Consider the following 23,726-nt stretch of genomic DNA (forward strand, 5'->3'; position numbering starts at 1 on the left):
GCACCGGGGCCGCGCCATGACCGTCACCGAACTGCACGCCCGGGCGAACCCGCTGCCGTACTACGCCGAACAGGCCGGCGAGTGCGAGGTGTTCGACCAGGCCTGGCGCGCCCAGCTGCCCCTGCTGATCAAAGGCCCTACCGGCTGCGGCAAGACCCGTTTCGTCGAGCACATGGCGGCCCGCCTGGGCCGCCCGCTGATCACGGTGTCGTGCCACGACGACCTGGGCGCGGCCGACCTGGTGGGCCGCTTCCTGATCGGTCAGGGCGAGACCGTGTGGTCCGACGGACCGCTGGCGCGCGCCGTGCGCACCGGCGCCATCTGTTACCTGGACGAGGTGGTCGAGGCCCGCAAGGACACCACCGTGGTGCTGCACCCGCTGGCCGACGACCGGCGCTGCCTGCCGATCGAGCGCACCGGCGAGCAGCTGATCGCGCCGCCCGGCTTCATGCTGGTCATGTCCTACAACCCCGGCTACCAGAACCTGCTCAAGGGCCTCAAGCCCAGCACCCGCCAGCGCTTCGTGGCGCTGGACCTCGCCTACCCGCCGGCCGACACCGAGCGCCAGATCGTGATGAACGAGGGCCGCATCGGCGCCGACCAGGCCGCGCAGCTGGTGCGGCTGGCGCAGGCGCTGCGCCGCCTGACCGAACACGACCTGGAAGAGACCGCCAGCACCCGGCTGCTGGTCTGCGCGGCCCGCCTGATGGCCGGTGGCCTGCCGCCGCCCCAGGCCTGCCGCGTGGCCATCGTCAACGCCCTGACCGACGACCCCGGCACCGCCGAGGCCCTGTTCGAGGTGGTGCGCGCGGTGCTGGGTGACGCGGGCTGAACACGCCGCCCCCCGCAGCGCCCCGCCCCATGGACCTGCTGGCCCCCACCGCCACCTCTGCGGGCGCCACACCCGGCGCCGCGGCGGGCCGCGCCCAGGCCCTGCAGGTCTGGCGGCGGCGCACCCAGATCGGCTTCTTCGTCCTGTTCCTGCTCGCGCCCAGCCTCAACCTGTTGCGCTTCGACCTCTATGAGACCCAGCTCTGGGTGCTGGGCATGCGCTGGTCGCTCGGCATCGACGGCCTGCTCACCGGCGAGATCAGCGCCACCCAGGCCGGCCTGAACCTGCTGTGGCGCGCGCTGCTGCCCGCCGTGCTGCTGGTGGGCGGCTTTCTCGCGCTGGCCTACCGCTACGGCCGCCTCTACTGCGGCTGGCTGTGCCCGCATTTTTCGCTGGTGGAGTCGCTCAACAGCCTGCTGCACCGCGCCTGCGGCAAGCTCAGCCTGTGGGACCGCACGCCGGTGCACCGGGCCGGCGTCACGCCGCAGCGGCGCTGGTGGCCGCTGTTCGCGCTGAGCTGCCTGCTCGCGGGCTTCGCCTGGGCCATCACCCTGCTGACCTACCTGCTGCCGCCGCAACTGATCTGGGACGGCCTGTTCAGCGGCACGCTCACCGCCAACCAGCTGCGTTTCCTGCTGGTGGGCACGGCCCTCTTCAGCGCCGAATTCGCGTTCGCGCGGCACCTGTTCTGCCGCTTCGGCTGCGCGGTGGGCCTGTTCCAGAGCCTGGCCTGGATGGCCAACCCGCGCGGGCTGGTGGTCTCGTTCGAGCGCGAACGCGCGCGCGACTGCCGGACCTGCCAGAGCGAACAGCGCAGCGGATCGGCGCACGCCGCCCTGGCCGCGCCTGATGCGCCGCTGGGCAACGCCTGCGACAGCGTGTGCCCCATGCGGCTGCAGCCGCGCAACATCAAGCGGCGCATGTTTTCCTGCGTGCAGTGCGGGCAATGCCTGGACGCCTGCGACACCACGCAGACCGCCCAGGGCCGCAGCCCCACGCTGCAGTGGCGCATCGGCGCCGACGCCCTGCGCGAGACCCTGCGCCAACGCCGCGCCTACCCACCGGAGCAGCCCTGATGGAAGAGATGGTGGGACGCTGGTGGCACGTGGCCCTGACGCGCCTGACCCGGCCCGAACACGCGGCCGCCGCGGTGCAGCTGTCCGACGTGAAAACGGCCATCGGCCTGCTGTTTCGCGCCGCGGGCGGGCAGGCCCACGTGCGGCTGGCCGAGGCGGGCCTGCAGCGCACCGCCGCCCCGCGCCACTGGCTGCACCGGCTCGCGGGCAGCGGTGAACGCGCGGCGCTCGCCGTGATGGAGCCCGAGGTGCTGGCCCTGCCGCCAAGCGTGGCGGTGTTCGCCGACCCCGCGCTCAACCGCGACCTCTACCTCTGGCTGGCCCTGCTCACGGCCCACTGGGTGCCCAGCGGCCAGTGGCTGACCGACAACCGACGCGCCACCCGGCGCGCGCTGGACGCCTTCCCCGGTTTTCACCCGCGCTACGAGCGCCTGCGCGATCTGCACCTGGCGCAGCGCCCGCCCGTGCCGGGCCTGCGCGGGCGCGCGGCCCTGGCCGAGCAGGCCGTGGCCGACGCGCTGCGCGGCGGTGCGCCCGCCGACGGTGGCTGGCAGGCCGCCGACGTGGCCCCGGTCTGGCTCTGGGCCAGCGGCGCGACCCACGCGGCCGCCTGGCCCGGCGCCGATCCGGCGGCCCCGCCGCCGCCCACGAACCGCGCACCGGCCGCCGCCGATGCCCAGCGCCGGCGCGCCCAGGCCACACCCCACACGCAGGAACGCCACGCCATGGTGTTGCCGTTCCGCGCCGAGGCGCTGATGTCGTGGAGCGAGCTGGTGCGCGTGAACCGCAGCAGCGACGACGAAGACGACGGCAATGCGATCAAGGCCGCCAACGACATGGAGGTCCTGTCGGTGGCGCAGCAGGGCCAGACACTGGCCGCGCGCGTGAAGTTCGACCTGGACCTGCCCAGCAGCAGCGCCGACGACACCCCGCTCGGCCCGGGCCGCAAGTTCCCCGAGTGGGACCACCGGCGCGGCGTGCTGGTGCCCGACCACTGCCTGGTGCAGGACCTGCGGGCCCGCCAGGGCGCGCCCTTCGTGCCCGGCGCCGGCCTGCGCGCCACGGCGCGCCAGGTGCGCCGGCGCATGGAGGTGCTGCGCCACGCGCCGCGCCTGCAGCGCGGCCAGGAGCAGGGCGACGACATCGACCTGGACGCCTGGATCCGCCTGCAGGCCGACAGCCTCGGGGCCAGCGCCCGGCGCAGCGACACGCCCGCGGTCTACACCCGGCAGACCCGCGGCGAACGCAGCCTGGCCACCTGGCTGCTGGCCGATCTCTCGCAGTCCACCGACGCGCACGCGAACGACCACGCGCGCGTCATCGACGTGATCCGCGACGCCCTCTACGTGTTCGGCGAGGCCCTGCACGCGGTGGGCGATCCGTTCGCCGTGTGGGGCTTCAGCTCGGTGCGCCGGCAACACGTGCGCATGCAGTGCATCAAGGGGCTGAACGAAGCCTGGAACGACGCCGCGCGCGCCCGCGTGGGCGCGATCCGGCCGGGCTACTACACCCGCATGGGCGCGGCGATCCGCCACGCCACCGAACACCTGCGCCAGTGCCCGCAGCGCTGCCGGCTGCTGATGCTGCTGACCGACGGCAAGCCCAACGACCTCGACCAGTACGAAGGCCGCTACGGCCTGGAAGACACGCGCCACGCGATCCACGAAGCCCGCGCGGCCGGGCTGACCCCGTTCTGCGTCACCATCGACAGCGCGGGCCACGACTACCTGCCGATGCTGTTCGGCCGCCAGGGTTACGCCCTGGTGCACCGCCCCGAAGACCTGGCCCACCGCCTCACCCAGGCCTGGACGACACTGGTGAGGTAGGAGCCCCCCCGCAGCGCTTCGCGCTACCCCCCCCCCAGGGGGGCGGCACTGGCCGTCCGGCAAAGCCGGCCCGGCGGTGCCCTGGGCTGGGCTTCTTCATGCGTATCGGGTCGTGCTCCGGCTTGGTGGAAGCGCTCATGCACGGAGCGCTCACCACCAGAAGAACAGCGCCGACCAGCCGGCCACCACCAGGCCGGAACCGATGGCGATGAGGCCGGTCGCGAGTGCGCGGCGCGTCCGACTCTGGCTGTGGACCGCGCTGGAGTGCCAGGCCAGCCACAGGCCCCACAGGGCCGCGCCCGCGAGCAGCAGGGCGCGGGTGCCGTCCACCCAGGGCACGGCGAGCCCTTCGTGGCGCAGCATGGTCACGGTGGTCATGGACAGCCCCAGGAACGCCCCGCAGCCCCCCAGCGGCACGTAGGCCAGGGCCAGGTGGTGCTGCGCACCGGGGCGACCCAGCGCGCGCGCGGCGGCCAGGCACAGCCCGTACAGCGCGGCCCCCACCGCCAGCCCGGTGGCCAGGATGTAGGCCACGATCAGCACGCCGTCGAGCCAGACGAACACGTCCTGGTTCTGCGGGTAGTGCGTGAGCAGCCACCAGGGCGCGTTGTCCGCCAGCAGCCACCACCAGCCCCGCTCCACCGCCCAGTCGGCCAGCGCCACGCGCAGTGCCACAAAGCCCGGGCTGGCGCCCCAGTGAAAGGCCCCCATCGCCACGCCGATGAGCCCGAACAGCAGCAGGGCCGTGTCCCAGCCGCTGGCCGTGTTCGCGCCGTGGCGCACGATCTCCGAACCGGGCACCCGCGCGATCAGCGTCACCGCGTCGCGCTGGCCGCTGCAGCGGCCGCACATGTGGCAGGCCGAGGCGCTTTCCATGCGGCGGATGTCGATCAGGGGCGCGCAGTTGGGCAGGCGGGTGATGCCGCCGGTGCGCGCTTCCCAGCGCGCCCGGTCCACCTGGAAGTGCAGGGGCGCGAGCCGCGCCAGCAGACCGAACACGCCGCCCACGGGGCACAGGTGGCGGCACCAGACCCGCTTGCCGCGCCCAACCCACGCGCCCACCAGCACGGCCGCCACGGTGGAGCCGCCCAGTACCAGCAAGGCGGCCTGGGGGTACTGGTACACGCTCACGAGCTGGCCGTAGATGGTGGTGATCACGAAGGCCACGGCGGGCCAGCCGCCCCAGCGCATCCAGCGCGGGATGCCGCGCCCGCGCCCGTGGCGGCTCACCGCCTCGCTCAGCGCGCCCTCGGGGCAGAACACCCCGCACCAGACGCGGCCCAGCAAGACCATGCTCAGCAGCACGAAGGGCCACCAGATGCCCCAGAACAGGAACTGCGCGAACAGGCCCAGGTGGTCCAGGATGCGCGCGGCATCGTCGGGCAGCGGCAGAAACGCCGGCAGCACCACCAGCACCGCGTAGACCAGCACGATGGCCCACTGCACGCCGCGGATCAGGCGGCCATGGCGGCGCATGGCGTCGCCCAGGGCCGGCAGCGCACCCGCCGGGCGGCGCGCCACGAAGTGCAGGGGCACGGGGGCTGCGAGCGCCGGGGTCGCGGCGGCGCGAACCACACCATCCGCTGTGCAAGGGTTTGGCACGGGCGGGCTCACCGACCGACCGGCACGGGGACCGCACGCGCCGGCTGGCCGGCGCGCAACAGGCCCGCCACGCCGAGCCAGAACCCGGCGTAGGCCAGCACCGTGGTCAGCGCGGGCTGCGCCCGGTAGCCGGTCAGCGCCGCGAGCAGGCCGCCCACGGCACCGCTGTCGTCCAGCCAGCCGGCGCTGTTCCAGAGCGGGTCCACCAGCGTGGGCAGCACGTCCAGCGAAATCAGCCGGTCCACCGCGTTGACCCACAGGGACGCGGCGAGCAACAGCAACAGGGCCTCGCTGATGCGGAAGAAGCTGCGCCACGACAGCCAGCGCCGACCCGACTGCAGCAGCCAGAAGCTCGCCAGCGCCAGCCCCAGGCCCAGCAGCGCCGAGGCGGCGAAGCCCAACTGGCCAGCACCGGTGTGCCGGCCGGCCACGCCGTAGAGAAAGATCACGGTTTCGCTGCCCTCGCGCGCGATGGCCAGCGCCGCCAGCAGCGCGATGCCCCAGCCGCTGGCGCGCGCGAGCTGGCCCGCGGCCTGCTGTTCGAGGTCCTGCCGCAGGGCGCGGCCATGGCGGCGCATCCACCACACCATCTGCAGGATCAGCGCGGCCGCGCTCAGCACCATCACGGCCTGGAACCATTCGCCGGACTCGCCGTCCAGCACGCTGGCCGCGCCCAGCATGAGCAGCGCCAGCCCGAGCGCGGCGGCCAGGCCCAACGCCACGCCCGCCCAGAGCCAGCGCAGGCCCCAGGCCCGGTCGGGGCGCTCGCTGAGCCAGGCGCGCAGGATGCCGACCACCAGCAGCGCTTCCACGCTTTCGCGCCATGTGATGAAAATGACTTCGCCCATGCGTTCTTACCTCAGTGATCCATCACTTCGCCACGATGGCACCTTGCCCCGTGGTCTGGTGAAAATCGTCGAAGAAGCGGTAGCGGCCCGCGTCCAGCGGGCGGAACACCAGCGAAGAGGTCACGCCCGGCGCCAGCACCTTTTCCTTGCGCAGCTCCAGGCTCTCGAACTCCACCGGATCGCGCCCGGCATTGGTGATCTCCAGCCGGAACTTCTGCCCCCGAGGCACCACCAGTTCCGCCGGCTCGAACCGCCCCTCCCGGGCCGTGAGCCGGTAGGTCGGCATGTCATTCGCATGAGCCAGCCCCAGGGCCGACCCCATGAGCAGCGCCGCCAGCAACCGGGCACCACGGCCATTCCCGGAGCGCGATGCAGCCCAGCCCAGGACACCGCCGGGCCGGCTCCGCCGGACGGCTGGTGTCGCCCCCTTGAGGGGGTCGCGCGCAGCGCGGCAGGGGTGAGCCATCAGTACCCGCCTTTCTTGCCCGTGCCCGCATAGGTGAACTCGTAGCTCACGTCGAAGGGTTTGAACCACGGGGCGACGCCGGTTTCCTTGTCGGTGTGACGACCAAAATGCGCCGCGTGGCCGCCGGGCGGGCTGATGCGCAGGGTCAGCTTGTATTTGCCGGGGCCCATCAGCTTGACGTTGTCACCGTAGTGCGGGCCGTCGGAGGCCACCATCGGCATGAAGTGGCCGCTGACCTTGTCGGTCGTGCCCAGCTTGACCAACTCGAAGTCGATGCTGAGGTGCGGCATCCAGGCCCCTTCCTCGAAGCCGTTCGGGTGGTCCTTGAGCGCGTGGATGTCGGCTTCCAAGTGGATGTCCGACTCTTCGGCCTTGCGCATCATGCCCTCGGGCTCCATCTTGACCGGCGCCAAGTACACGGCGGCGATCTCCATGCTGGCGAGCTTGTGCGGGGTACCGATCGGGAATTCCTTGGCGTGCGCGGCGAAGGACATGGACAAGGCGGCACCGGCCGCGAGCGTGGCGAAGAACGGGGTGAATTTCATGAGTGATCCTTGGTGTCTCGGGGACGGGCAGGCTGCACCGTCCGAACCGGATACTAAACACGAATCACTCTTATTTGCTTGACGCAGATCAAGCTTCGGCCATGACTGGGCGAAGCTCTACCGACATTCAAAGCGCTGAAACCGCGCTCCCAGGTCCGCCAGATCGCTGGCCGACAGGCCGTCCTGCGGCGCGCCCGGCTCGCTGCAGGTCTGCAGCACCCAGTGCGGCACCAGTTGCGCCGCCAGCGCGTCCGCCAACCGGAACAAATCGTCCCGGCTGAACAGCCCGGCGTGCCAGGTGGTGCGGCATTCCAGGGCCAGGCCGCCCCGGTCCAGCAGCAGGCGCAGACTCTGCGCGGCCCGCGCGCCACTGCCCGGCGTGCGGGTAATGGCGTCGTAACGGTGCGCCGGCGCCTTGATGTCCAGGCCCACCCAGTCCAGCCAGGGCAGGGCCTGCGCCAGGCGTTCCGGAACCATGCCCCCGGTATGCAGGCCGGTGACAAAGCCCAGCGCCCGCACCTCGGCCAGGGCCGGGGCCAGCGCCGCCTGCAGCGTGGGCTCGCCGCCCGAGAACACCACGCCGTCGAGCAGCCCCTGGCGCTGCCGCAGGAACGCCCGCACGTCCGACCACGCCAGCACGCCGGGGGCCGCCGCGTCCAGCAGGGCCGGGTTGTGGCAATAGCCGCAGCGCCAGGAGCAGCCCTGGCAGAACACCACGGCCGCCAGCCGGCCGGGAAAGTCGATGCCGGTGAGCCGCGTCAGGCCGCCGATGCGCAGCCCCTCGGCCGTCACGGCCGGTCGCGTTGCGCGCATCTCAACACGCCGTCACGAGAGAAGCCGCGCCACCCAGGGCACCCGCGGAACCGGCTTCGCCGGGCCACAGGGTGCGTCCCCCTCCCGCAGGAGAGGGGGAAGACGCGAAGCGGCGCAGGGGGTGTCTCATCTTTTCTGTTCAACAAAAAAGCGCCGCTCGGCGTGTTCCCCTTGTTTCCCTCGGTTGAAGCTGCTCACGGGCCGGTGGTAGCCCATGACGCGGGTCCAGACCTCGCAGGGCTGGCGTTCGTCGTCACGCAGGGTGGGTTCGGGTGTGGCAGCGTTGCGGGCATCGGTGGTGTGGTTCATGGCGGTAAGACTCCTGGTTGAAAAATCGAATGCCTCTCGGAGGCCCGAGGTGCCGTCCCTCCTACAGGGCAGCGGCGCAGGGGGTGCATCACCTCAAGCGGCCTGCAACTGGCGTTTGGCGGCCAGCTTCTCGGCATCACAGACGGGGCAGAACGGGTGTTCGCCGGCCAGATAGCCGTGGGTGGGGCAGATGGAGAAGGTGGGGGTAACGGTGATGTAGGGCAGGCGGAAGTTGGTCAGCGCGCGCTGCACCAGCGCGCGGCAGGCCTCGCCGCTGGTCAGGCGCTCGCCCATGTACAGGTGCAGCACGGTGCCGCCGGTGTACTTGCGCTGCAGCGGGGCCTGGCGCTCCAGCGCCTCGAACGGGTCGTCGGTGAAGCCCACCGGCAGCTGCGACGAGTTGGTGTAGTAGGGCTGCTCGGGCGTGCCGGCCTGCAGGATCGCGGGCCAGCGTTTGCGGTCTTCGCGGGCGAAGCGGTAGGTGGTGCCCTCCGCGGGCGTGGCCTCCAGGTTGTACAGGTGCCCGGTCTCCTCCTGGAACGCGACGATGCGCTCGCGCACGTGGTCGAGGAAGCGCAGCGCGAAGGCGTGGCCTTCGTCGGTGCCGATGTCGTGCGCGTCGCGGGTGAAGTTGCGCACCATCTCGTTGATGCCGTTCACGCCCAGGGTGCTGAAGTGGTTGCGCAGCGTGCCCAGGTAGCGTTTGGTGTAGGGGAACAGGCCCTGGTCCATCAGCCGCTGGATCAGCTTGCGCTTGGTCTCCAGGCTCTGTTTTCCCAGCTCCAGCAGGCGGTCCAGCGCGGCCAGCAGGCCGGCTTCGTCGCCCGCGTGCAGATGCCCCAGGCGCGCGCAGTTGACGGTGACCACGCCCAGGCTGCCGGTCTGCTCGGCACTGCCGAACAGGCCGTTGCCGCGCTTGAGCAGCTCGCGCAGATCGAGCTGCAGGCGGCAGCACATGGAGCGCACCATGTTCGGCTGCAGCTCCGAGTTCACGAAGTTCTGGAAGTACGGCAGACCGTACTTGGCCGTCATGTCGAACAGGCGCCGCGCGTTCTCGCTCTCCCAGGGGAAGTCGGGCGTGATGTTGTAGGTGGGAATGGGGAAGGTGAACACGCGCCCCTTGGCGTCGCCCTCGGTCATCACCTCGATGTAGGCGCGGTTGATCAGGTCCATCTCGGCCTGCAGATCGCCGTAGCAGAACGGCATTTCCACGCCGGCGATCACCGGCACCTGCTCGCGCAGGTCTTCGGGGCAGACCCAGTCGAAGGTGAGGTTGGTGAAGGGCGTCTGCGTGCCCCAGCGCGAAGGCACGTTGAGGTTGTAGATCAGCTCCTGGATGCACTGGCGCACGGCGGCATAGTCCATGCCGTCCTGGCGCACGTAGGGCGCCATATAGGTGTCGAACGACGAAAAGGCCTGCGCGCCGGCCCACTCGTTCTGCAGCGTGCCCAGGAAGTTCACGATCTGCCCCACCGCCGAGGACATGTGTTTCGGCGGCCCCGACTCCACCTTGCCCGGCACGCCGTTGAGGCCTTCGTTGAGCAGGGTCCGCAGCGACCAGCCCGCGCAGTAGCCGCTGAGCATGTCGAGGTCGTGGATGTGGATGTCGCCCTCGCGGTGCGCCTGTCCGATCTCGGGCGTGTACACGTGCGAGAGCCAGTAGTTGGCCGTGACCTTGCCGGCCACGTTCAGGATCAACCCGCCCAGCGAATAGCCCTGGTTGGCGTTGGCGTTCACGCGCCAGTCGGCGCGCGTGAGGTACTCGTTGATCGAGGATTCCACGTCCACCAGGGTCTGGCGGTCGGTGCGCAGGCGGGCGTGCTGTTCGCGGTAGACGATGTAGGCGCGCGCCGTCTTGAAATGGTTGGCCGCGATCAGCGTCTGCTCGACCACGTCCTGCACCTGCTCGATGTGCGGCGCCTCACCGCGGAACCGGTGGATCAGCACCTTGACGACCTGCGCGCACAGCAGCGCGGCCTCCAGGTCGTCGAACTCGCCGCTCGCGGCCCCGGCGCGGGCCAGTGCCGCGCCAATCTTGTCTGCGTTGAACGGCTCGCGCTGACCACCTCGCTTGACCACCTCGCGCGGCAAGCTGACCACCATGGCGTTCTCCATCGGGTTCTCCTCATTCGGGGTTGAAACACTACCTATGGTGTGCACGATACCCACGACACGCTATAGGTAGTTTGATGTGCGACAAGAAATCGCACACCCCGAAGGCCCGAAAACACTCAAAAACCGGCTTGAGGCACATCAAGCCGGCCCCGACGCCGGCTCGCTGGCACCCGGCGCCTCCGCCGGGGAGGGACAGCGCCTATCGGCGCAGCCGGCAGGCGTCGCCGCTGGCCTGGCGGCGCACCTCCACGCAGTCCAGCAGCTGCGCGTAGTGCGCCTCCATCGCGCGCCAGATGAAGGCGCAGAGGTTCTCCAGCGTGGCCGGGCCGATCTCGGCCACCTCGTCGAGGAAACGGTGGTCCAGCGCCAGGCGCAGGGTTTCGATGTGGCCACGCAGGTGGGCCAGATCGACCAGCATGCCGCTGTCCGGATCGGGCTGCCCCGCCAGCGTGACCTCGGCGATGTAGGTGTGGCCGTGGATGCGCAGGCTGGGCTCCACATCGATCTTGCGGCGCAAGGTGTGGGCGGCCTCGAAATAAAAGCTCTGACTCAGTTCGTATCTCATCTCAATCCATCTCTCAACTCAATTCACATGCCGCAGCCGGAGCGCGGGCTCCGCCCAGGGCACCCGTGGAACTGGCTTTGCCAGGCCACAGGGTGCGTCCCCCCTCAGGGGGGAAGCCGCGAAGCGGCGCAGGGGGGGTCATCGAATCCCGAGCACCTTGTGCGTCTGCACCGACAGCCGCCAGCGCGGGTCGGCCAGGCACAGCGCGGTGGCCAGCTCGGTGTTGCGGCGCGCCAGCGGGCCGTCCATGGCCTGCAGGAAGTGGTGTTCGAAAGGCAGGCCGGCCAGCGCGTCCAGGTCCAGCCCCTCCTGTGGCACCACCACCTTGAGCTCCTGCCCGCGGGTGAGCACCAGCGGGGCGCCAGCCTTGGGGCTCACGCACACCCAGTCCAGCCCGGCGGGCGGCGCCAGCGTGCCATTGGTTTCCACCGCGATCGTGAAGCCGCGCGCGTGCAGCGCGTCGGTCAGGGCCTCGTCCACCTGCAGCAGTGGCTCGCCCCCGGTCAGCACCACCAGGCCGGGGGCTGCTCCGACGGGCCACTGCCCGGCGATCGCGTCGGCCAGGGCCCCGGCGGTGGCGAACTTGCCGCCCAGCGTGCCATCGGTGCCCACGAATTCGGTGTCGCAGAACGTGCAGACGGCGCTGGCGCGGTCGGCCTCGCGCCCGCTCCAGAGGTTGCAGCCGGCGAAGCGGCAGAACACCGCCGCACGACCGGCGTTGGCGCCCTCACCCTGCAGGGTGTAGAAGATTTCCTTGACGCTGTAGGTCATGGTGAAAGCCGGGTGGGCCGCGAAACAGGCGGCGCCCGGGGTTGTGTCGAAGAGGCCGGTATTGTCCGCCACCGGGGCCGGCGGCCCGGCCACTGTCGCGTGCGCGCTGACAAGCGGCCGGGCGCTCCACACAATGCCCGCATGGACTTCGAGCACAGCCCCCGGGCGCAGGCGCTCCAGCAGCAGCTGGAGCATTTCATGCAGCGCTACCTGCTGCCGCACAACGCCGCCTGGCACCAGGCGGTGCTGCAGGGGCAATACCCGCCGCCCTTTCTGGAAGACCTGAAAACCCTGGCGCGCGAAGAAGGGCTGTGGAACCTGTTTCTGCCCGGCCTGCGCGAGGGCGAGCCCGGCACCCGCCTGGACAACCTGGACTACGCGCCGCTGGCCGAAACCATGGGCCGGCTGCACTGGGCGTCCGAGGTGTTCAACTGCAGCGCGCCCGACACCGGCAACATGGAGCTGCTGCACCGCTTCGCCACGCCCGCGCAGCGCGAGCGCTGGCTCACGCCGCTGCTGGACGGCGCGATCCGTTCGGCCTTCGCCATGTCCGAGCCCGACGTGGCCTCGTCCGACCCGACCAACCTGCAGACCACGGTGCGGCGCGAGGGCGATGACCTGGTGCTCAACGGTCGCAAGTGGTTCATCACCGGCGTGGCGCACCCGGGCTGCCGGTTGCTGATCGTGATGGCGCGCAACACGCCCGACGACACCGCCGCGCCCGACACCAAACACCACCAGCACAGCATGGTGCTGGTGCCGCTGGACACGCCGGGCGTGGAGGTGGTGCGCAACATTTCCGTGGTGCACCACCACGCGCCCGAGGGGCATTGCGAGATCGTCTTTCGCCAGGTGCGTGTGCCGGCCAACCAGTTGCTCGGCGGCTGGGGCGAGGGCTTTGCGATGGCCCAGGCGCGGCTGGGGCCGGGCCGGGTGCACCACTGCATGCGCACCATCGGCCAGTGCGAGCTGGCGCTGGAGCTCGCCACCGAACGCGCGCTGGAACGCCGCAGCTTTGGCAAGACACTGGCCGACTACGCCAACGTGCAGGAGTGGATCGCGGCCTCGCGCATCGAGATCGACCAGGCGCGCCTGCTGGTGCTGCGCTGCGCCTGGCTGCTCGACCACCCGGAGCGCGTCGAACCCGCGGCCCTGCGCGCGCAGGTGGCCGCGATCAAGGTGGTGGCCGCCGGCCTGCAGACCCGCGTGGTGGACCGCGCCATGCAGATCTTCGGCGCCATGGGCCTGTCGCCCGACACCCCGCTGGCGCAGTTCTGGACCTGGGGCCGCGCCCTGCACCTGCTCGACGGGCCGGACGAGGTGCACCTGCGCAGCGTGGCACGCCACGAGTTCGACCGGGCGCGGGGGCGCCTGGGGGCATCGGCTGCGTACTTCACGACCCCCGAGCAGATGCGCACGCCGCCGCATCTGTCGGCCTAGACATTGACGTTTCAGGCCGGCACCGGCTCGCGCATCGCGGCCGCCGCGATGTCCAGCGAACGCAGGCGCAGCGCCGGGTCGAACACGTCGCTCACCAGCATGAACTCGTCGGCCTGGGTGGCGTTGGCGAGTTGCTGCAAACCGGCGCGCACCGTGTCCGGCCCACCGACCACCGCGCAGGCCAGGAAGTCGGTGATCGCCGCGCGGGCCTGTGCGTCCAGCCCCTCCATGAAGCCGGCCACCGGGGCAGGCAACTGGCCGCGCTGGCCGGTGAGGATGCCCAGCACGCGCTGGTAGGTGCTGCTGGCCAGGTACTGCGCCTCCGCGTCGGTGGGCGCGGCCACCAACGGCACGCCGACGATGGCGTAGGGCTTGTCGAGCACGGCCGACGGCTTGAAGTTGTGGCGGTACATGTCCAGCGCCTGCAAGAGGTAGCGCGGCGCGAAGTGCGAAGCGAACGCATACGGCAGACCACGCTCGGCCGCAAGCTGGGCCGAAAACAGGCTGGAGCCCAGCAACCAGATCGGCACATGGGTGCCCGCGCCGGGCATGGCGATGAGCCGCTGGCCCGGCTGCGGATCGCCCAGCAGGCGCTGCAGCTCGGCCACGTCGCGCGGGAAATCGTCTTCGGTCTCGCGGCGGTCGCGGCGCAGCGCGCGCATGGTCAGCGGGTCGGTACCGGGCGCGCGGCCCAGGCCCAGGTCGATGCGGCCAGGGTACAGCTCGGCCAGCGTGCCAAAGGCCTCGGCCACCACCAGCGGCGCGTGGTTGGGCAGCATCACGCCGCCCGAGCCCACACGCATGCGCTCGGTCGCGCCGGCGATGTGGCCCACCAGCACCGCCGTGGCCGAGCTGGCGATACCGCTCATGTTGTGGTGTTCGGCCAGCCAGTAACGCGTGAAGCCCAGCGCTTCGGCATGCTGCGCGGTGCGCCGCGCGATGGCCAGCGCGTCGGCCACCGTGCCGCCTTCGCGCACGGCCACCAGATCGAGCAGGGAGAGGCGGATGTCTTGCAGGGGCTTGGGCAATGGGTTCATGGGCTGGATTGTCAGAGCTTTGCAGCGGGCCGGTCTGCGGCTCAGCGAAAGACCATTTCAGCGCACACCAGGTTCTTTCTGAAGAACTGCCCTGGCACGAACATGGACGGTGACGGGATGGCGTGCCGTGTGAACAGCAGCTTTGTGGCAAGTGAGCGGCTCGGGGCTCAGATCGTCATCTGCCGGCCAGGGGCGCATGCACCTCCATCAACCCCACCACCCAGTCAATGAACGCGCGCAGCTTCGCGCTGACGTGCCGGTTCGGTGGAAACGCCACGTACATCGGCATCGGGTCGCATTGCCAGCCGTCTTCGAACAGCGGCATCAGCTCGCCCTTGGCCACATGCGCCTCGGCCATGTAGTGCGGCAGCCAGAGCACGCCCATGCCCGCCACACCGGCGGCCAGATAGGCGTTGCCATCGTCCACGGCGACCACGTAGCGACCCTGCACCTCGATCTGCTCGTCTTCGCGCCGCATGGTGATCGGCGCCACCTTGCCGCTGCGTGATCGCAGATAGCCCACGGTGCGGTGGTGCGTGTCGATCAACTCGCGCGGGTGTCGCGGCGTACCGGCGCGCTCCAGGTAGCTGGGTGCCGCGTACACGCCCAGGCGCAGGTCGCCCACATGGCGCACGATCAGTGACGGGTCCGTCACCTCGCCGCCGCGCAGCACGCAGTCCACGTTGTCGCCGATGAGGTCCACCATCCGGTCGCTCACGCCCATGTCGAACTGAATCTCCGGGTAGCGCTCGTGAAACGCCGGCAGCGCCGGCATCAGGATCAGGCGGGCCAGCGGGCTGGGCACGTCCACGCGCAGCCGCCCCTTGGGCGATGCCAGGGCACTGGAGAGGCTGGTGTCCGCGTCTTCCAGGTCGGCCAGCAGGCGCACCACGCGCTCGTAGTACACGGCGCCGTCCGGGGTGATCTTCACCTGCCGCGTGGTGCGGTTCAGCAGCTTCACGCGCAGCCGCGCTTCCAGCTGCTGCACCAACTGCGTCACCGTGGTCTTGCTCATGTGCAGCGTCTGCGCCGCCTTGGTGAAGCTGCCGGCCTCCACCACGCGGGCAAAGGCCTGCAGTGCGTCGAAACGGTCCATCTCTGCTGCTCCGGTTGCCCCAAGGATTGTTTGGATTTCTCAAACAGTCATTGTGCGACTTGCCCGTTTATCCGCAGCCCGTGAATGCCTAGAGTCCCCTCATTCCCATGCATTCACTCAACTCATCAACCAAGCAAAGAGGTATCCCATGTCTGCACGTGACGATGTTGTTTTCCCGGCCGGGCGCCAGGCGCTGTACGAAAAGAACCGCTACTCGCCAGCGATCCGGTCCAACGGTTTTCTGTTCGTCTCGGGGCAGGTGGGCAGCCGGCCCGATGGCTCGCCCGAGCCCGATCTGGAGGCACAAGTTCGGCTCGCGTTCGACAACCTGAACGCCATCCTATCGGCGGCCGGCTGCACCTTCCAGGACGTGGTCGACGTGACCGTCTTCATCGTCGATCCTGCCGCGCAGTTCGAGCCGATCTGGAAAGTGTTTGGCGAGTACTGGGGCGATGCCCCGCACCCCACGTTGACGGGCATTGGCGTGACCTGGCTCTACGGCTTCCAGTTCGAGATCAAGGTGATTGCCAGGTTGCCGGAAGCGGTTTGAAGCGCACGCACTTCATCAATCCAGTCAAGTCGCTGGTTCGCTCTTGCGCTGAAAGACAGCAAAGGTGCCGCTGGCCTTGGCGACCAGCACCTCGCCGGCGTGTATGCAGGCCTCAAGGCTGGCGACTGTCCGACTCCGGTTGACGATCTCGCCGGTGCAGACAAGGGCGCCAGCCACCACGGGTTTGAAATAGCCGATCTTGATCTCGATCGTCGCGCAACCCTCGCCAGGCGCGAGCGTCGGATAGAGCGCGGCGCCCATCGCCGTGTCGGCGAGGGTGAAGAGCGCGCCGCCATGGACGATGCCTGCCGAGTTGAAATGATGGGCCTCGACCAGCAGCGTGCATCTGCTGCGCCCACCACCTTGCTGCTCGACGCGAACGCCGACGTGATTGACAAAGGGAAGTTCCATCACCGCACCTTTCGAGCCAGCCAACGAGGCTGTGCACCCCCCCGGACCTGGCCGAAGCTGGCGGGGCAACGTGATCGTCATTTTGCACAGCGTCACCTTGTGACCGAGCAGGCAAGACTCGCGGTCAACGCGCCGCCATCCGGCTGCGCACCCACTCGGCAAAGGCCGGTTCTGAAAGCTCACCGGCCGCGAGCGCGACCACGGCGATCGTGGCATCGGCTTGCGTCGCTTGCAGGCGGTGGCCATTCAGATACAGAAACAGGCCGACGGCCAGGAAAGCCGCGCGCTTGTTGCCGTCCACGAAAGCGTGGTTCTTCGCCAAACCGACGGCATAGCTGGCCGCCAGCGCCGCCAGGTCTGGCTCACCATAGGCTGCCAGATTCTGGGGTCGGTCCAGCGCCGAGGCCAGCAGCCCAGCATCGCGCAAGCCCGCGCGCCCACCGTGTTCGGCCAGGCTCTCGCCGTGCAACAGCTGCAGGGCCTGCGGGTCGATCCAGCGCCAGGTGGCTTCGCCAGAGTCGGGGGCGCTCATTTGGCAAGCTGGTGAAAAGTGTCGCGGAACTCTTTCATGAAGGCGCGCCCGGCCTGCACTTGTTCTTCCAAAGCCGGGTCGTAGGGGGTGAGCACCAGACCCTCGGGCGTTTCGGTCAGGAAAACCGTCTGACCCTTTTCCAGTCGCAGGCGGGACAAGGCCTCTTTGGGGAGGATGACGCCAACGGAGTTGCCGATCTGAGTGAGTTTGAGGGTGTGCATGGTGGAGCGTCTGGATGGCGGTCAAAGTTATAACGTTCGTTATTATTTTTTGAAACACCCTCCGTGGGGTTACCGTCCGTCGGCGACTGTCCGCGCGGGCTGCGAGGCGTAGACTGGGCCGCACCTCCATTGCAGCCGCCCACCCCCGCCATGACCACCCTTTTCGACCCCACCACCGTCGGCGATCTCCGGCTCGCCAACCGCATCGTCATGGCGCCGCTCACGCGCAACCGCGCGCCCGACGCCATCCCCACGCCACTGATGGCCGAGTACTACGCCCAGCGCGCCAGTGCGGGCCTGCTGATCACCGAGGCCACCGCCATCACCCAGCAGGGCCAGGGCTATGCCGACGTGCCCGGCCTGTACGGCATCGAGCAGTTGGACGGCTGGAAACGCGTGACGCAGGCGGTGCACGACGCGGGGGGCAAGATCGTGGTGCAGCTCTGGCACGTGGGCCGCGTCTCGCACACCGATCTGCAGCCGCACTTTGCCAAGCCCGTCGCGCCCTCGGCCATCCGCGCCCACACCAAGACCGTGCTGATCAAGGACGGCGTGCCGACCTTCGTGGAAACCTCCGAGCCGCGCGCGCTCGACCCCGAAGAGATTCCCGGCATCGTGATGGACTACCGCCACGCGGCACTCAACGCCATCGCCGCGGGCTTCGACGGGGTGGAAATCCACGCCGCCAACGGCTACCTGATCGACCAGTTCCTGAAAACCGGCAGCAACCACCGCCGGGACGATTACGGCGGCAGCATCGCCAACCGCGCGCGCTTCCTGCTCGAAGTGGCCCGCGCCGTGACCGAGGCCGTTGGCGGCGGCCGCACCGGCATCCGGCTCTCGCCGGTGACGCCGGCGAACGATGCGGTCGATGCTGATTCGCAGCCGCTGTTCGAGCACGTGGTGCGCAAGCTCGCGCCGCTGAACCTGGCCTACCTGCACCTGATCGAGGGCGCCACCGGCGGCCCGCGCGATCTGCCCGAGCGCCCGTTCGACTATGCCGCGCTCAAGGCCGGCTACCACGCGGCCGGCGGCCAGGGCGCCTGGATGGTGAACAACGGCTACGACCTGGCGCTGGCCCAGCAGGCGCTGGCCGACGGCGCCGACCTCGTGGCCTTCGGCAAGGCCTTCATCGCCAACCCGGACCTGGTGGCGCGCCTGCGCGCGGGCGGCCCGTTCAACGAACCGGACAAGACCACCTTTTATGGCGGCGGCGACAAGGGCTACACCGACTACCCCCCGCTCGCCAACTGAGGGCCTGACACCGTTGGGGGTTCCGTCCCGCGCAATCCGATGCGGCGCCTATGATGGCCGGGCTTTCGCGCCCCCCGCCCGACCCATGCCTTCGCCCGAACTCACCGCCGCGATCTACCCTTGGCTGCTGCCGGCCCACATCGGCCTGGTGAGCACCAGCGTGGCGCTGTTCGCGGCGCGCGGCCTGGGGGTGCTGGCGGGCCGGGGCTGGCCCATGGCAAGCTGGGCGCGCGGCCTGGCCCCGGTCATCGACTCGTTGCTGCTGCTCGCGGGCGGCACGCTGTGGTGGCTGCTGCAGCTGAACCCGCTGCACAACCACTGGCTGCTCGCCAAGCTGACGCTGCTCGTGGTGTACATCGTGCTGGGCACGCTGGCGCTCCAGCGAGCGCCCACGCGCGGCGCGCGGGCCCTGTGTTTCGCGGCCGCGCTGCTGTGCGTGGCGTTCATGGCCTCGATCGCCCTGAACCACCACCCATTGGGCTGGTGGGCCCCATGAACGCCGCGCCCGACACCCCGCCGCCCACACCGCACGCCTCGCGCACCGTGCGCTGGCTGCTCTGGCTGGCGGGCTCGGTCTCGCTGGCGCTGGGCCTGATCGGGGTGCTGCTGCCCGGCCTGCCCACCACGCCCTTCGTGCTGCTGGCCGCGGCCTGTTATGCCAAGGCCTCGCCGCGCCTGCACCGCTGGCTGCTCAACCACCGCTGGATGGGTCCCATGCTGCGCGACTGGGAGCGCGACCGCAGCCTGACCCGACGCAGCAAGACCGTGGCCCTGGTGTCCATGGTGGTGATGGTGAGCGTCTCGGTCTGGAGCTTTCGCGGCCGGCTGGCGCTGCAACTGGTGCTGCTGGCCACCGCGGCGGTGGGTGCCTGGGTGGTGCTGCGCATCCCCACGCGCCGGCCGCGCGCCATGGCGCCGTCCGTCGGGCAGCCACCCCGATAAGCTGGACTTAATCCAGCGCCACCAACATGCCCTCCCAGACGGCCCGCGAATCCACGCGGGCTGGTCTGAAGGAGTGTGTCCAGTGTTGTTTTCGTCCGTGCGCAACCTCGGGTTGCCATCCCCCACCAGCCAGCCGTCGCGGTCGCCGCGCCTGACGGCGCATGGCGTCAGCGACCCGCTGCGCCCGCAGGTCGAGGCATTCATTGCCCAGGTGTACGCGCGCCGCTTTGGCGCGCAGGTCACGCATTTCGCGCCCACGCTGGTGAGCCTGCGCGACCCGCTGGACGGCAGCATCGTGGCCGCCGCGGGCTACCGCCCGGCCCAGCATGCCGCCCTGTTTCTGGAGCGCTACCTGCAGGCCCCGATCGAGTCGCTGCTGGCCACGCAGGGCCACACCCCGCCCGAGCGCGCGGGCATCGTCGAAGTCGGCCACCTGGCCGCGCAGCGCGCCGGCGAAGGCCGGCGCCTGATTTTCCTGCTGGGCCACCACCTTGCGGCCGAAGGCGCGCAGTGGGTGGTGGGCACGCTCACCGAAGAGCTGCGCCATCTGTTCGTGCGGCTGGGCATCACGCCGCAGGCCCTGGGCCGCGCCGACCCAGCCGCGCTCGGCGACGACGCGCGGCAGTGGGGCAGCTACTACGACCACCACCCCGTGGTGCTGGCCGGTCAGATGCAGCAGGCGCTGCGCCTGCTGCAGCGCCGCGAGAACGCCCGGCCCGCCGAAAGGGCTCACAACGCTCAGGAGAAACTGGCATGAGCCCCGCCCCCCTGATGAACGTACTGGCCGCAGGCGCGTCGCTCAACGACGGGCAACGCCGCATCGACCACACCGCGCTCCAGGCCCAGGTAGCCGAGCTGGCCCGGACCCTGCGCGACCAGGGCACCCGGGTGCTGGCCACCGTCATGGACAACAGCCCCGCCTGGGTGGTGGCCGATCTGGCCGCCGCCCAGGCCGGCCTGGTGCATGTGCCGCTGCCGGTGTTCTTCACCCCGGCGCAGATGGCGCACGCCACCCGCGCCGCCGGCGTGGACGGCGTGCTCACCAGCGCTCCCCTGGCGGCGCTCTGGCCGCAGGCGATGGCCGTGCCCTGCGAAGTGGCGGGCCAGCCGCTGACGCTGCTGCGGCTGCCCGCCACGGCGGTGCCCCTGCCCGCCGGCACGGCCAAGATCACCTTCACCTCCGGCACCACCGGCACCCCCAAGGGCGTGTGCCTGAGCGGCCCGGCGATGCGCCGCGTGGCCGACGGCCTGGCGCAGGCGCTGCAGCCGCTGGGCATCACGCGCCACCTGTGCGCGCTGCCCTTCGCGGTGCTGCTGGAGAACATCGCCGGCCTGATGGCGCCGCTGTCGCAGGGCGCCGAATGCATCGTGTTGCCGCTGGCCGAGGTGGGCCTGCAGGGCTCGTCCCGTTTCGACCCGGCCCGCCTGCAGGCCGCGGTGGAGCGGCACCAGCCCCACAGCCTGATCCTGCTGCCGCAGATGCTGCGCGCCTGGGCCGGCTGGCTGCAGCACCAGCAGCAGCGTGCCCCCGCATCGCTGCGGATGGTCGCCGTGGGCGGCGCGTCCGTGGGCGCGGCGCTGATCCAGGCGGCGCGCGCGGTGGGCATCCCCGCGCACGAAGGCTACGGCCTGTCCGAAGGCGCGTCGGTGCAGACGCTGAACCTGCCCGGCGCCGACCGCCCCGGCAGCGCCGGCCGGGCGCTGCCCCACGCGCAGCTGCGCCTGGCGACGGACGGTGAAATCGAGATCCGCGGCAGCCTGTTCGCGGGCTACCTCGGCGACCCATCCCCCGTGCCCGCGTGGTGGCCCAGCGGCGACCTGGGCGAGATCGACGCCGAGGGTTTTGTCCACGTGCGCGGCCGCAAGAAACATGTGCTGATCACGGCCTATGGCCGCAACGTCTCGCCCGAATGGGTGGAGACCGCCCTGCGCAGCGAAGGTGCCATCGCTCAGGCGGTGGTGTTCGGCGAAGCGCAGGCCGAACTCAGCGCCGTGCTCTGGCCCATGCACCCCGCCGCGAGCGATGCCGATCTGCAGGCCGCCGTGAACGCGGCCAACCAGACCCTGCCCGACTACGCCCGCGTGGGGAACTGGGTGCGCGCCGGCGCGGCCTTCACGGTCGAGACCGGCCTGGCCACCGCCAACGGCCGACCACAACGCCAGGCCATCCTGGCCCAACACGCCGACGCGCTGGCCGCCGCGGCGTGTGCAACCCCCTGAATCCAAGGACCCGAACCATGAGTTTCTTCGCCCAACTGCAGCAACAAACCGAACTGGCCCGCATGGGCCTGCTGAGCGCGCCCATCATCCAGGGCTGCCTGCAAGGCGTGGTCTCGCTGCCGAGCTACCAGGCCTTTCTGCGTGAGGCCTACCACCACGTGAGCCACACGGTGCCGCTGCTGCAGGCCTGCAAGGCCGCGCTGCCGCCGCACCACGCCTGGCTGAACGACGCCATGGACGAATACGTGGAAGAAGAACGCGGCCACGACGAGTGGATCCTGGACGACATCCGCGCCTGCGGCGGCGACGCCGAAGCGGTGCGCCACGGCCAGCCCGCCCACGCCACCGAGGTGATGGTGGCCTACGCCTACGACACCATCGCGCGGCGCAACCCGCTGGGCTTCTTCGGCATGGTGCACGTGCTCGAAGGCACCAGCGTTTCGCTCGCCCTGCTGGCCGCCGACCAGATCCAGAAACCGCTGAACCTGCCCGACGCCGCCTTCAGCTACCTGCGCTCGCACGGCACGCTGGACCAGGAACACACGGCGCACTTCGCCCTGCTGATGGACCGCATCGACGACCCGCAGGACCAAGCCGCCATCGTGCACGGCGCGCGCGCCTTCTTCCGCCTCTATGGCGACGTGTTCCGTGGCCTGCCGCTGCCGCAGGCGTCTGCCGCCACCACGCCCGAGCGGGCGGGAGCCCTGGCATGAGGGCCGCCCAGGCCCGCATCGTGCTCACCGGCGCTGGCGGCGGCATTGGCCGCGCCACGGCCAGCACCCTGGCCTGCGCTGGCGCATCGCTGCTGCTGGTGGGCCGCTCGCCCGAGCGCCTGGCCGACCAGGCGCGCGAACTGGTGGCCGCGGGCGCACCCACCGCACACATCGGCTGGCACGCCTGCGACCTGACCTGCGCCGCCAGCATCGACCGACTCGCCATTGAGGCCGCCACCTGGGGCTGCAACGTGGTGCTGCACGGCGCCGGCCTGCCCGCCTTTGGCCGCCTGCAGTCGCAAAGCGCCGCCGACATGCAGGCGGTGCTGCAGACCAACCTGCTCGCGCCCATGCTACTCACCCGCGCGCTGCTCGGGCACCTGCTCCAGCAGCCCGCCGCGCAGGTGATCTGCGTGGGCTCCGCGCTGGGCCGCATCGGCCTGCCCGGTTTCAGCGTGTACAGCGCCAGCAAGTTCGGGCTGCACGGCTTCGCCGAGGCCCTGCGCCGCGAGCTGGCCGAGACCTCGGTGCGTGTGCAGTACATCGGGCCGCGCAGCACCGAAACCGGCTTCAACAACGCCGACGTGGCCGCCTACAACCAGGCCACCGGCACCGCCATGGACCCGCCCGCGGAGGTGGCCCGCGAAATCCTGCGCCTGCTGGAAGATGGCAGCGCCGAACGCTTCCTGGGCTTCCCCGAAAAACTCGCGGTGCGCCTCAACGGCGTGCTGCCCACCTGGCTCGACGGCAGCTTCCACAAGCACCGCCACAGCCTGCCGCCCGCGCCCGCGTTGACCGCAGGCGCCCTTCCTTCGTGAACCCCGTTGTCTCCCTGGAGCTTGTCAGCATGAACCACACCACCCCCCTGGGCACCGCCGTGTCCACCACCCGCCGCCACTGGATCACCGCGCTGCTGGCCAGCGCTGCGCTGGCCCTGCCCTTCGCCGGCCACGCCGCGGGCGTGGAAGACGCCGTCAAAGAACTGCAGCACGACTGGGAAGTGACGCGCTACCAGACCGCGCCCAGCGAGCGCGAGAAGCGCTTCGAGGCGCTGGCGGCCAAGGCCCGCAAGATCAGCGAAGGCTTCGCCGGCCGCGCCGAACCGCTGGTGTGGGAAGGCATCATCGTCAGCTCATGGGCCGGCGAAAAAGGCGGCCTGGGCGCGCTGCCCCTGGTGAAGCAGGCCAAGCGCCTGTACGAGGCCGCCATCCACATCGATGGCAACGTGCTCGACGGCTCGGCCTACAACAGCCTGGGCGTGCTGTATTACAAAGTGCCCGGCTGGCCCATCGGTTTTGGCGACAAGGACAAGGCGCGCGAACTGCTGCAAAAGGCCCTGAGCATCAACGCCCAGGGCATCGACAGCAACTACTTCTTCGCGGAGTACCTGGTCGAAACCGGCCACCCGGAAGAAGCCTCGCCCTACCTGGAACGCGCGCTGCAGGCCCCCGCCCGCGCCGGCCGCCAGATCGCCGACGCCGGCCGCCGCGAAGAGGTGCGCCAGTTGCTCGAGAAGGTGAAGGGGCACTGATACGGTTTTCC

The 23,726-nt window shown here is 70.5% G+C and carries 27 protein-coding genes; 13 read left to right on the plus strand and 14 right to left on the minus strand.

Annotation, left to right across the window (positions count from 1 at the left end; genetic code table 11):
* Positions 1-16: 16 nt before the first annotated feature.
* From HTA01S_RS21815 to HTA01S_RS26195, 3 genes are read left to right on the plus strand one after another with little or no spacing between them, the layout of a single operon-like run.
* A complete protein-coding gene (locus HTA01S_RS21815; protein ID WP_068175223.1) occupies positions 17-832 on the plus strand; it encodes a CbbQ/NirQ/NorQ/GpvN family protein in 816 nt (271 codons plus the stop codon).
* A 29-nt stretch (positions 833-861) separates the two neighbouring features.
* Positions 862-1,908 carry a 4Fe-4S binding protein gene (locus HTA01S_RS21820; RefSeq protein WP_157572230.1) on the plus strand — a complete coding sequence of 349 codons (1,047 nt, stop codon included), beginning with the start codon at positions 862-864 and terminating at the stop codon, positions 1,906-1,908.
* Complete coding sequence (locus HTA01S_RS26195; RefSeq protein ID WP_068175226.1) at positions 1,908-3,734, plus strand: nitric oxide reductase activation protein NorD; 1,827 nt, start codon at positions 1,908-1,910, stop codon at positions 3,732-3,734. The genes HTA01S_RS21820 and HTA01S_RS26195 overlap by 1 nt, the downstream gene beginning before the upstream one ends.
* Positions 3,735-3,884: 150 nt before the next feature.
* Here HTA01S_RS26195 and HTA01S_RS21830 read toward each other — a convergent pair whose 3' ends face one another.
* From HTA01S_RS21830 to queE, 9 genes are all read right to left on the minus strand, one after another.
* The gene (locus HTA01S_RS21830) at positions 3,885-5,210 is read right to left on the minus strand and encodes a 4Fe-4S binding protein (protein ID WP_068175269.1); all 1,326 of its coding nucleotides are present in this window, start codon (positions 5,208-5,210) and stop codon (positions 3,885-3,887) included.
* 134 nt (positions 5,211-5,344) lie between these two features.
* Entirely contained in the window at positions 5,345-6,184 is an 840-nt protein-coding gene (locus HTA01S_RS21835; protein WP_068175228.1) for an FTR1 family iron permease, read from the minus strand.
* 22 nt (positions 6,185-6,206) lie between these two features.
* The gene (locus HTA01S_RS21840; protein ID WP_068175271.1) at positions 6,207-6,506 is read right to left on the minus strand and encodes a cupredoxin domain-containing protein; all 300 of its coding nucleotides are present in this window, start codon (positions 6,504-6,506) and stop codon (positions 6,207-6,209) included.
* A gap of 143 nt (positions 6,507-6,649) precedes the next feature.
* Positions 6,650-7,195, minus strand: a complete 546-nt coding sequence (locus tag HTA01S_RS21845; RefSeq protein ID WP_068175230.1) for an iron transporter — start codon at positions 7,193-7,195, stop codon at positions 6,650-6,652.
* A gap of 117 nt (positions 7,196-7,312) precedes the next feature.
* On the minus strand, positions 7,313-8,008 hold the full coding sequence (locus tag HTA01S_RS21850; protein ID WP_068175232.1) for an anaerobic ribonucleoside-triphosphate reductase activating protein: 696 nt from the start codon (positions 8,006-8,008) through the stop codon (positions 7,313-7,315).
* Positions 8,009-8,134: 126 nt separating this feature from the next.
* Positions 8,135-8,317: an anaerobic ribonucleoside-triphosphate reductase gene (nrdD, locus tag HTA01S_RS21855; protein WP_068175234.1), complete on the minus strand. Its 183-nt coding sequence runs from the start codon at positions 8,315-8,317 to the stop codon at positions 8,135-8,137.
* A 93-nt stretch (positions 8,318-8,410) separates the two neighbouring features.
* Positions 8,411-10,432, minus strand: a complete 2,022-nt coding sequence (locus tag HTA01S_RS21860; RefSeq protein WP_068175236.1) for a ribonucleoside triphosphate reductase — start codon at positions 10,430-10,432, stop codon at positions 8,411-8,413.
* 199 nt (positions 10,433-10,631) lie between these two features.
* Positions 10,632-10,997 carry a 6-pyruvoyl trahydropterin synthase family protein gene (locus HTA01S_RS21865; RefSeq protein WP_068175238.1) on the minus strand — a complete coding sequence of 122 codons (366 nt, stop codon included), beginning with the start codon at positions 10,995-10,997 and terminating at the stop codon, positions 10,632-10,634.
* Positions 10,998-11,135: 138 nt separating this feature from the next.
* Positions 11,136-11,768 (minus strand): 7-carboxy-7-deazaguanine synthase, encoded by a 633-nt coding sequence (queE, locus tag HTA01S_RS21870; RefSeq protein ID WP_068175273.1) that lies wholly within the window; start codon positions 11,766-11,768, stop codon positions 11,136-11,138.
* Positions 11,769-11,909: 141 nt separating this feature from the next.
* On the opposite strand from queE, the gene HTA01S_RS21875 reads away from it, so the two are divergent.
* The gene (locus HTA01S_RS21875) at positions 11,910-13,208 is read left to right on the plus strand and encodes an acyl-CoA dehydrogenase family protein (RefSeq protein ID WP_068175240.1); all 1,299 of its coding nucleotides are present in this window, start codon (positions 11,910-11,912) and stop codon (positions 13,206-13,208) included.
* Between the two features lie 11 nt (positions 13,209-13,219).
* Here the strand turns inward: HTA01S_RS21875 and HTA01S_RS21880 are convergent, their stop codons facing one another.
* Together HTA01S_RS21880 and HTA01S_RS21885 are read right to left on the minus strand one after the other, a co-directional pair.
* Positions 13,220-14,245 carry an LLM class flavin-dependent oxidoreductase gene (locus tag HTA01S_RS21880; RefSeq protein WP_068175243.1) on the minus strand — a complete coding sequence of 342 codons (1,026 nt, stop codon included), beginning with the start codon at positions 14,243-14,245 and terminating at the stop codon, positions 13,220-13,222.
* A 175-nt stretch (positions 14,246-14,420) separates the two neighbouring features.
* Entirely contained in the window at positions 14,421-15,341 is a 921-nt protein-coding gene (locus HTA01S_RS21885) for a LysR family transcriptional regulator (RefSeq protein WP_068175244.1), read from the minus strand.
* A gap of 148 nt (positions 15,342-15,489) precedes the next feature.
* Here HTA01S_RS21885 and HTA01S_RS21890 point away from each other — a divergent pair, with 148 nt between their 5' ends.
* Positions 15,490-15,891 (plus strand): RidA family protein, encoded by a 402-nt coding sequence (locus HTA01S_RS21890; protein ID WP_068175246.1) that lies wholly within the window; start codon positions 15,490-15,492, stop codon positions 15,889-15,891.
* Positions 15,892-15,915: 24 nt separating this feature from the next.
* Here the strand turns inward: HTA01S_RS21890 and HTA01S_RS25595 are convergent, their stop codons facing one another.
* From HTA01S_RS25595 to HTA01S_RS21905, 3 genes are read right to left on the minus strand one after another with little or no spacing between them, the layout of a single operon-like run.
* Positions 15,916-16,518, minus strand: coding sequence for a PaaI family thioesterase (locus HTA01S_RS25595; protein WP_084236451.1), 603 nt, complete (start codon positions 16,516-16,518; stop codon positions 15,916-15,918).
* Positions 16,427-16,834: a type II toxin-antitoxin system death-on-curing family toxin gene (locus HTA01S_RS21900; RefSeq protein ID WP_068175250.1), complete on the minus strand. Its 408-nt coding sequence runs from the start codon at positions 16,832-16,834 to the stop codon at positions 16,427-16,429. Before HTA01S_RS21900 ends, HTA01S_RS25595 begins: the two co-directional genes overlap by 92 nt.
* Positions 16,831-17,055, minus strand: coding sequence for an AbrB/MazE/SpoVT family DNA-binding domain-containing protein (locus tag HTA01S_RS21905; RefSeq protein WP_068175251.1), 225 nt, complete (start codon positions 17,053-17,055; stop codon positions 16,831-16,833). The genes HTA01S_RS21900 and HTA01S_RS21905 overlap by 4 nt, the downstream gene beginning before the upstream one ends.
* A 150-nt stretch (positions 17,056-17,205) precedes the next feature.
* On the opposite strand from HTA01S_RS21905, the gene HTA01S_RS21910 reads away from it, so the two are divergent.
* The 8 genes from HTA01S_RS21910 to HTA01S_RS21945 all read left to right on the plus strand — a co-directional run bounded on the left by HTA01S_RS21910 (position 17,206) and on the right by HTA01S_RS21945 (position 23,715).
* Positions 17,206-18,309, plus strand: coding sequence for an alkene reductase (locus HTA01S_RS21910; RefSeq protein ID WP_068175277.1), 1,104 nt, complete (start codon positions 17,206-17,208; stop codon positions 18,307-18,309).
* An 85-nt stretch (positions 18,310-18,394) separates the two neighbouring features.
* Complete coding sequence (locus HTA01S_RS21915; RefSeq protein WP_068175253.1) at positions 18,395-18,805, plus strand: SirB2 family protein; 411 nt, start codon at positions 18,395-18,397, stop codon at positions 18,803-18,805.
* On the plus strand, positions 18,802-19,251 hold the full coding sequence (locus HTA01S_RS21920; protein WP_068175255.1) for a YbaN family protein: 450 nt from the start codon (positions 18,802-18,804) through the stop codon (positions 19,249-19,251). The genes HTA01S_RS21915 and HTA01S_RS21920 overlap by 4 nt, the downstream gene beginning before the upstream one ends.
* Before the next feature lie 82 nt (positions 19,252-19,333).
* Entirely contained in the window at positions 19,334-20,008 is a 675-nt protein-coding gene (locus HTA01S_RS21925; RefSeq protein WP_245638171.1) for a thermostable hemolysin, read from the plus strand.
* Positions 20,005-21,471 (plus strand): AMP-binding protein, encoded by a 1,467-nt coding sequence (locus tag HTA01S_RS21930; RefSeq protein ID WP_084236453.1) that lies wholly within the window; start codon positions 20,005-20,007, stop codon positions 21,469-21,471. Before HTA01S_RS21925 ends, HTA01S_RS21930 begins: the two co-directional genes overlap by 4 nt.
* A 17-nt stretch (positions 21,472-21,488) precedes the next feature.
* Positions 21,489-22,184: a TenA family transcriptional regulator gene (locus HTA01S_RS21935; RefSeq protein ID WP_068175257.1), complete on the plus strand. Its 696-nt coding sequence runs from the start codon at positions 21,489-21,491 to the stop codon at positions 22,182-22,184.
* Complete coding sequence (locus HTA01S_RS21940; protein ID WP_068175258.1) at positions 22,181-23,002, plus strand: SDR family oxidoreductase; 822 nt, start codon at positions 22,181-22,183, stop codon at positions 23,000-23,002. Before HTA01S_RS21935 ends, HTA01S_RS21940 begins: the two co-directional genes overlap by 4 nt.
* A gap of 29 nt (positions 23,003-23,031) precedes the next feature.
* Positions 23,032-23,715 (plus strand): tetratricopeptide repeat protein, encoded by a 684-nt coding sequence (locus tag HTA01S_RS21945; protein WP_174545214.1) that lies wholly within the window; start codon positions 23,032-23,034, stop codon positions 23,713-23,715.
* Positions 23,716-23,726: the final 11 nt, after the last annotated feature.

Source organism: Hydrogenophaga taeniospiralis CCUG 15921, assembly GCF_001592305.1.
GTDB classification, from domain to species: Bacteria; Pseudomonadota; Gammaproteobacteria; order Burkholderiales; family Burkholderiaceae_C; genus Hydrogenophaga; species Hydrogenophaga taeniospiralis.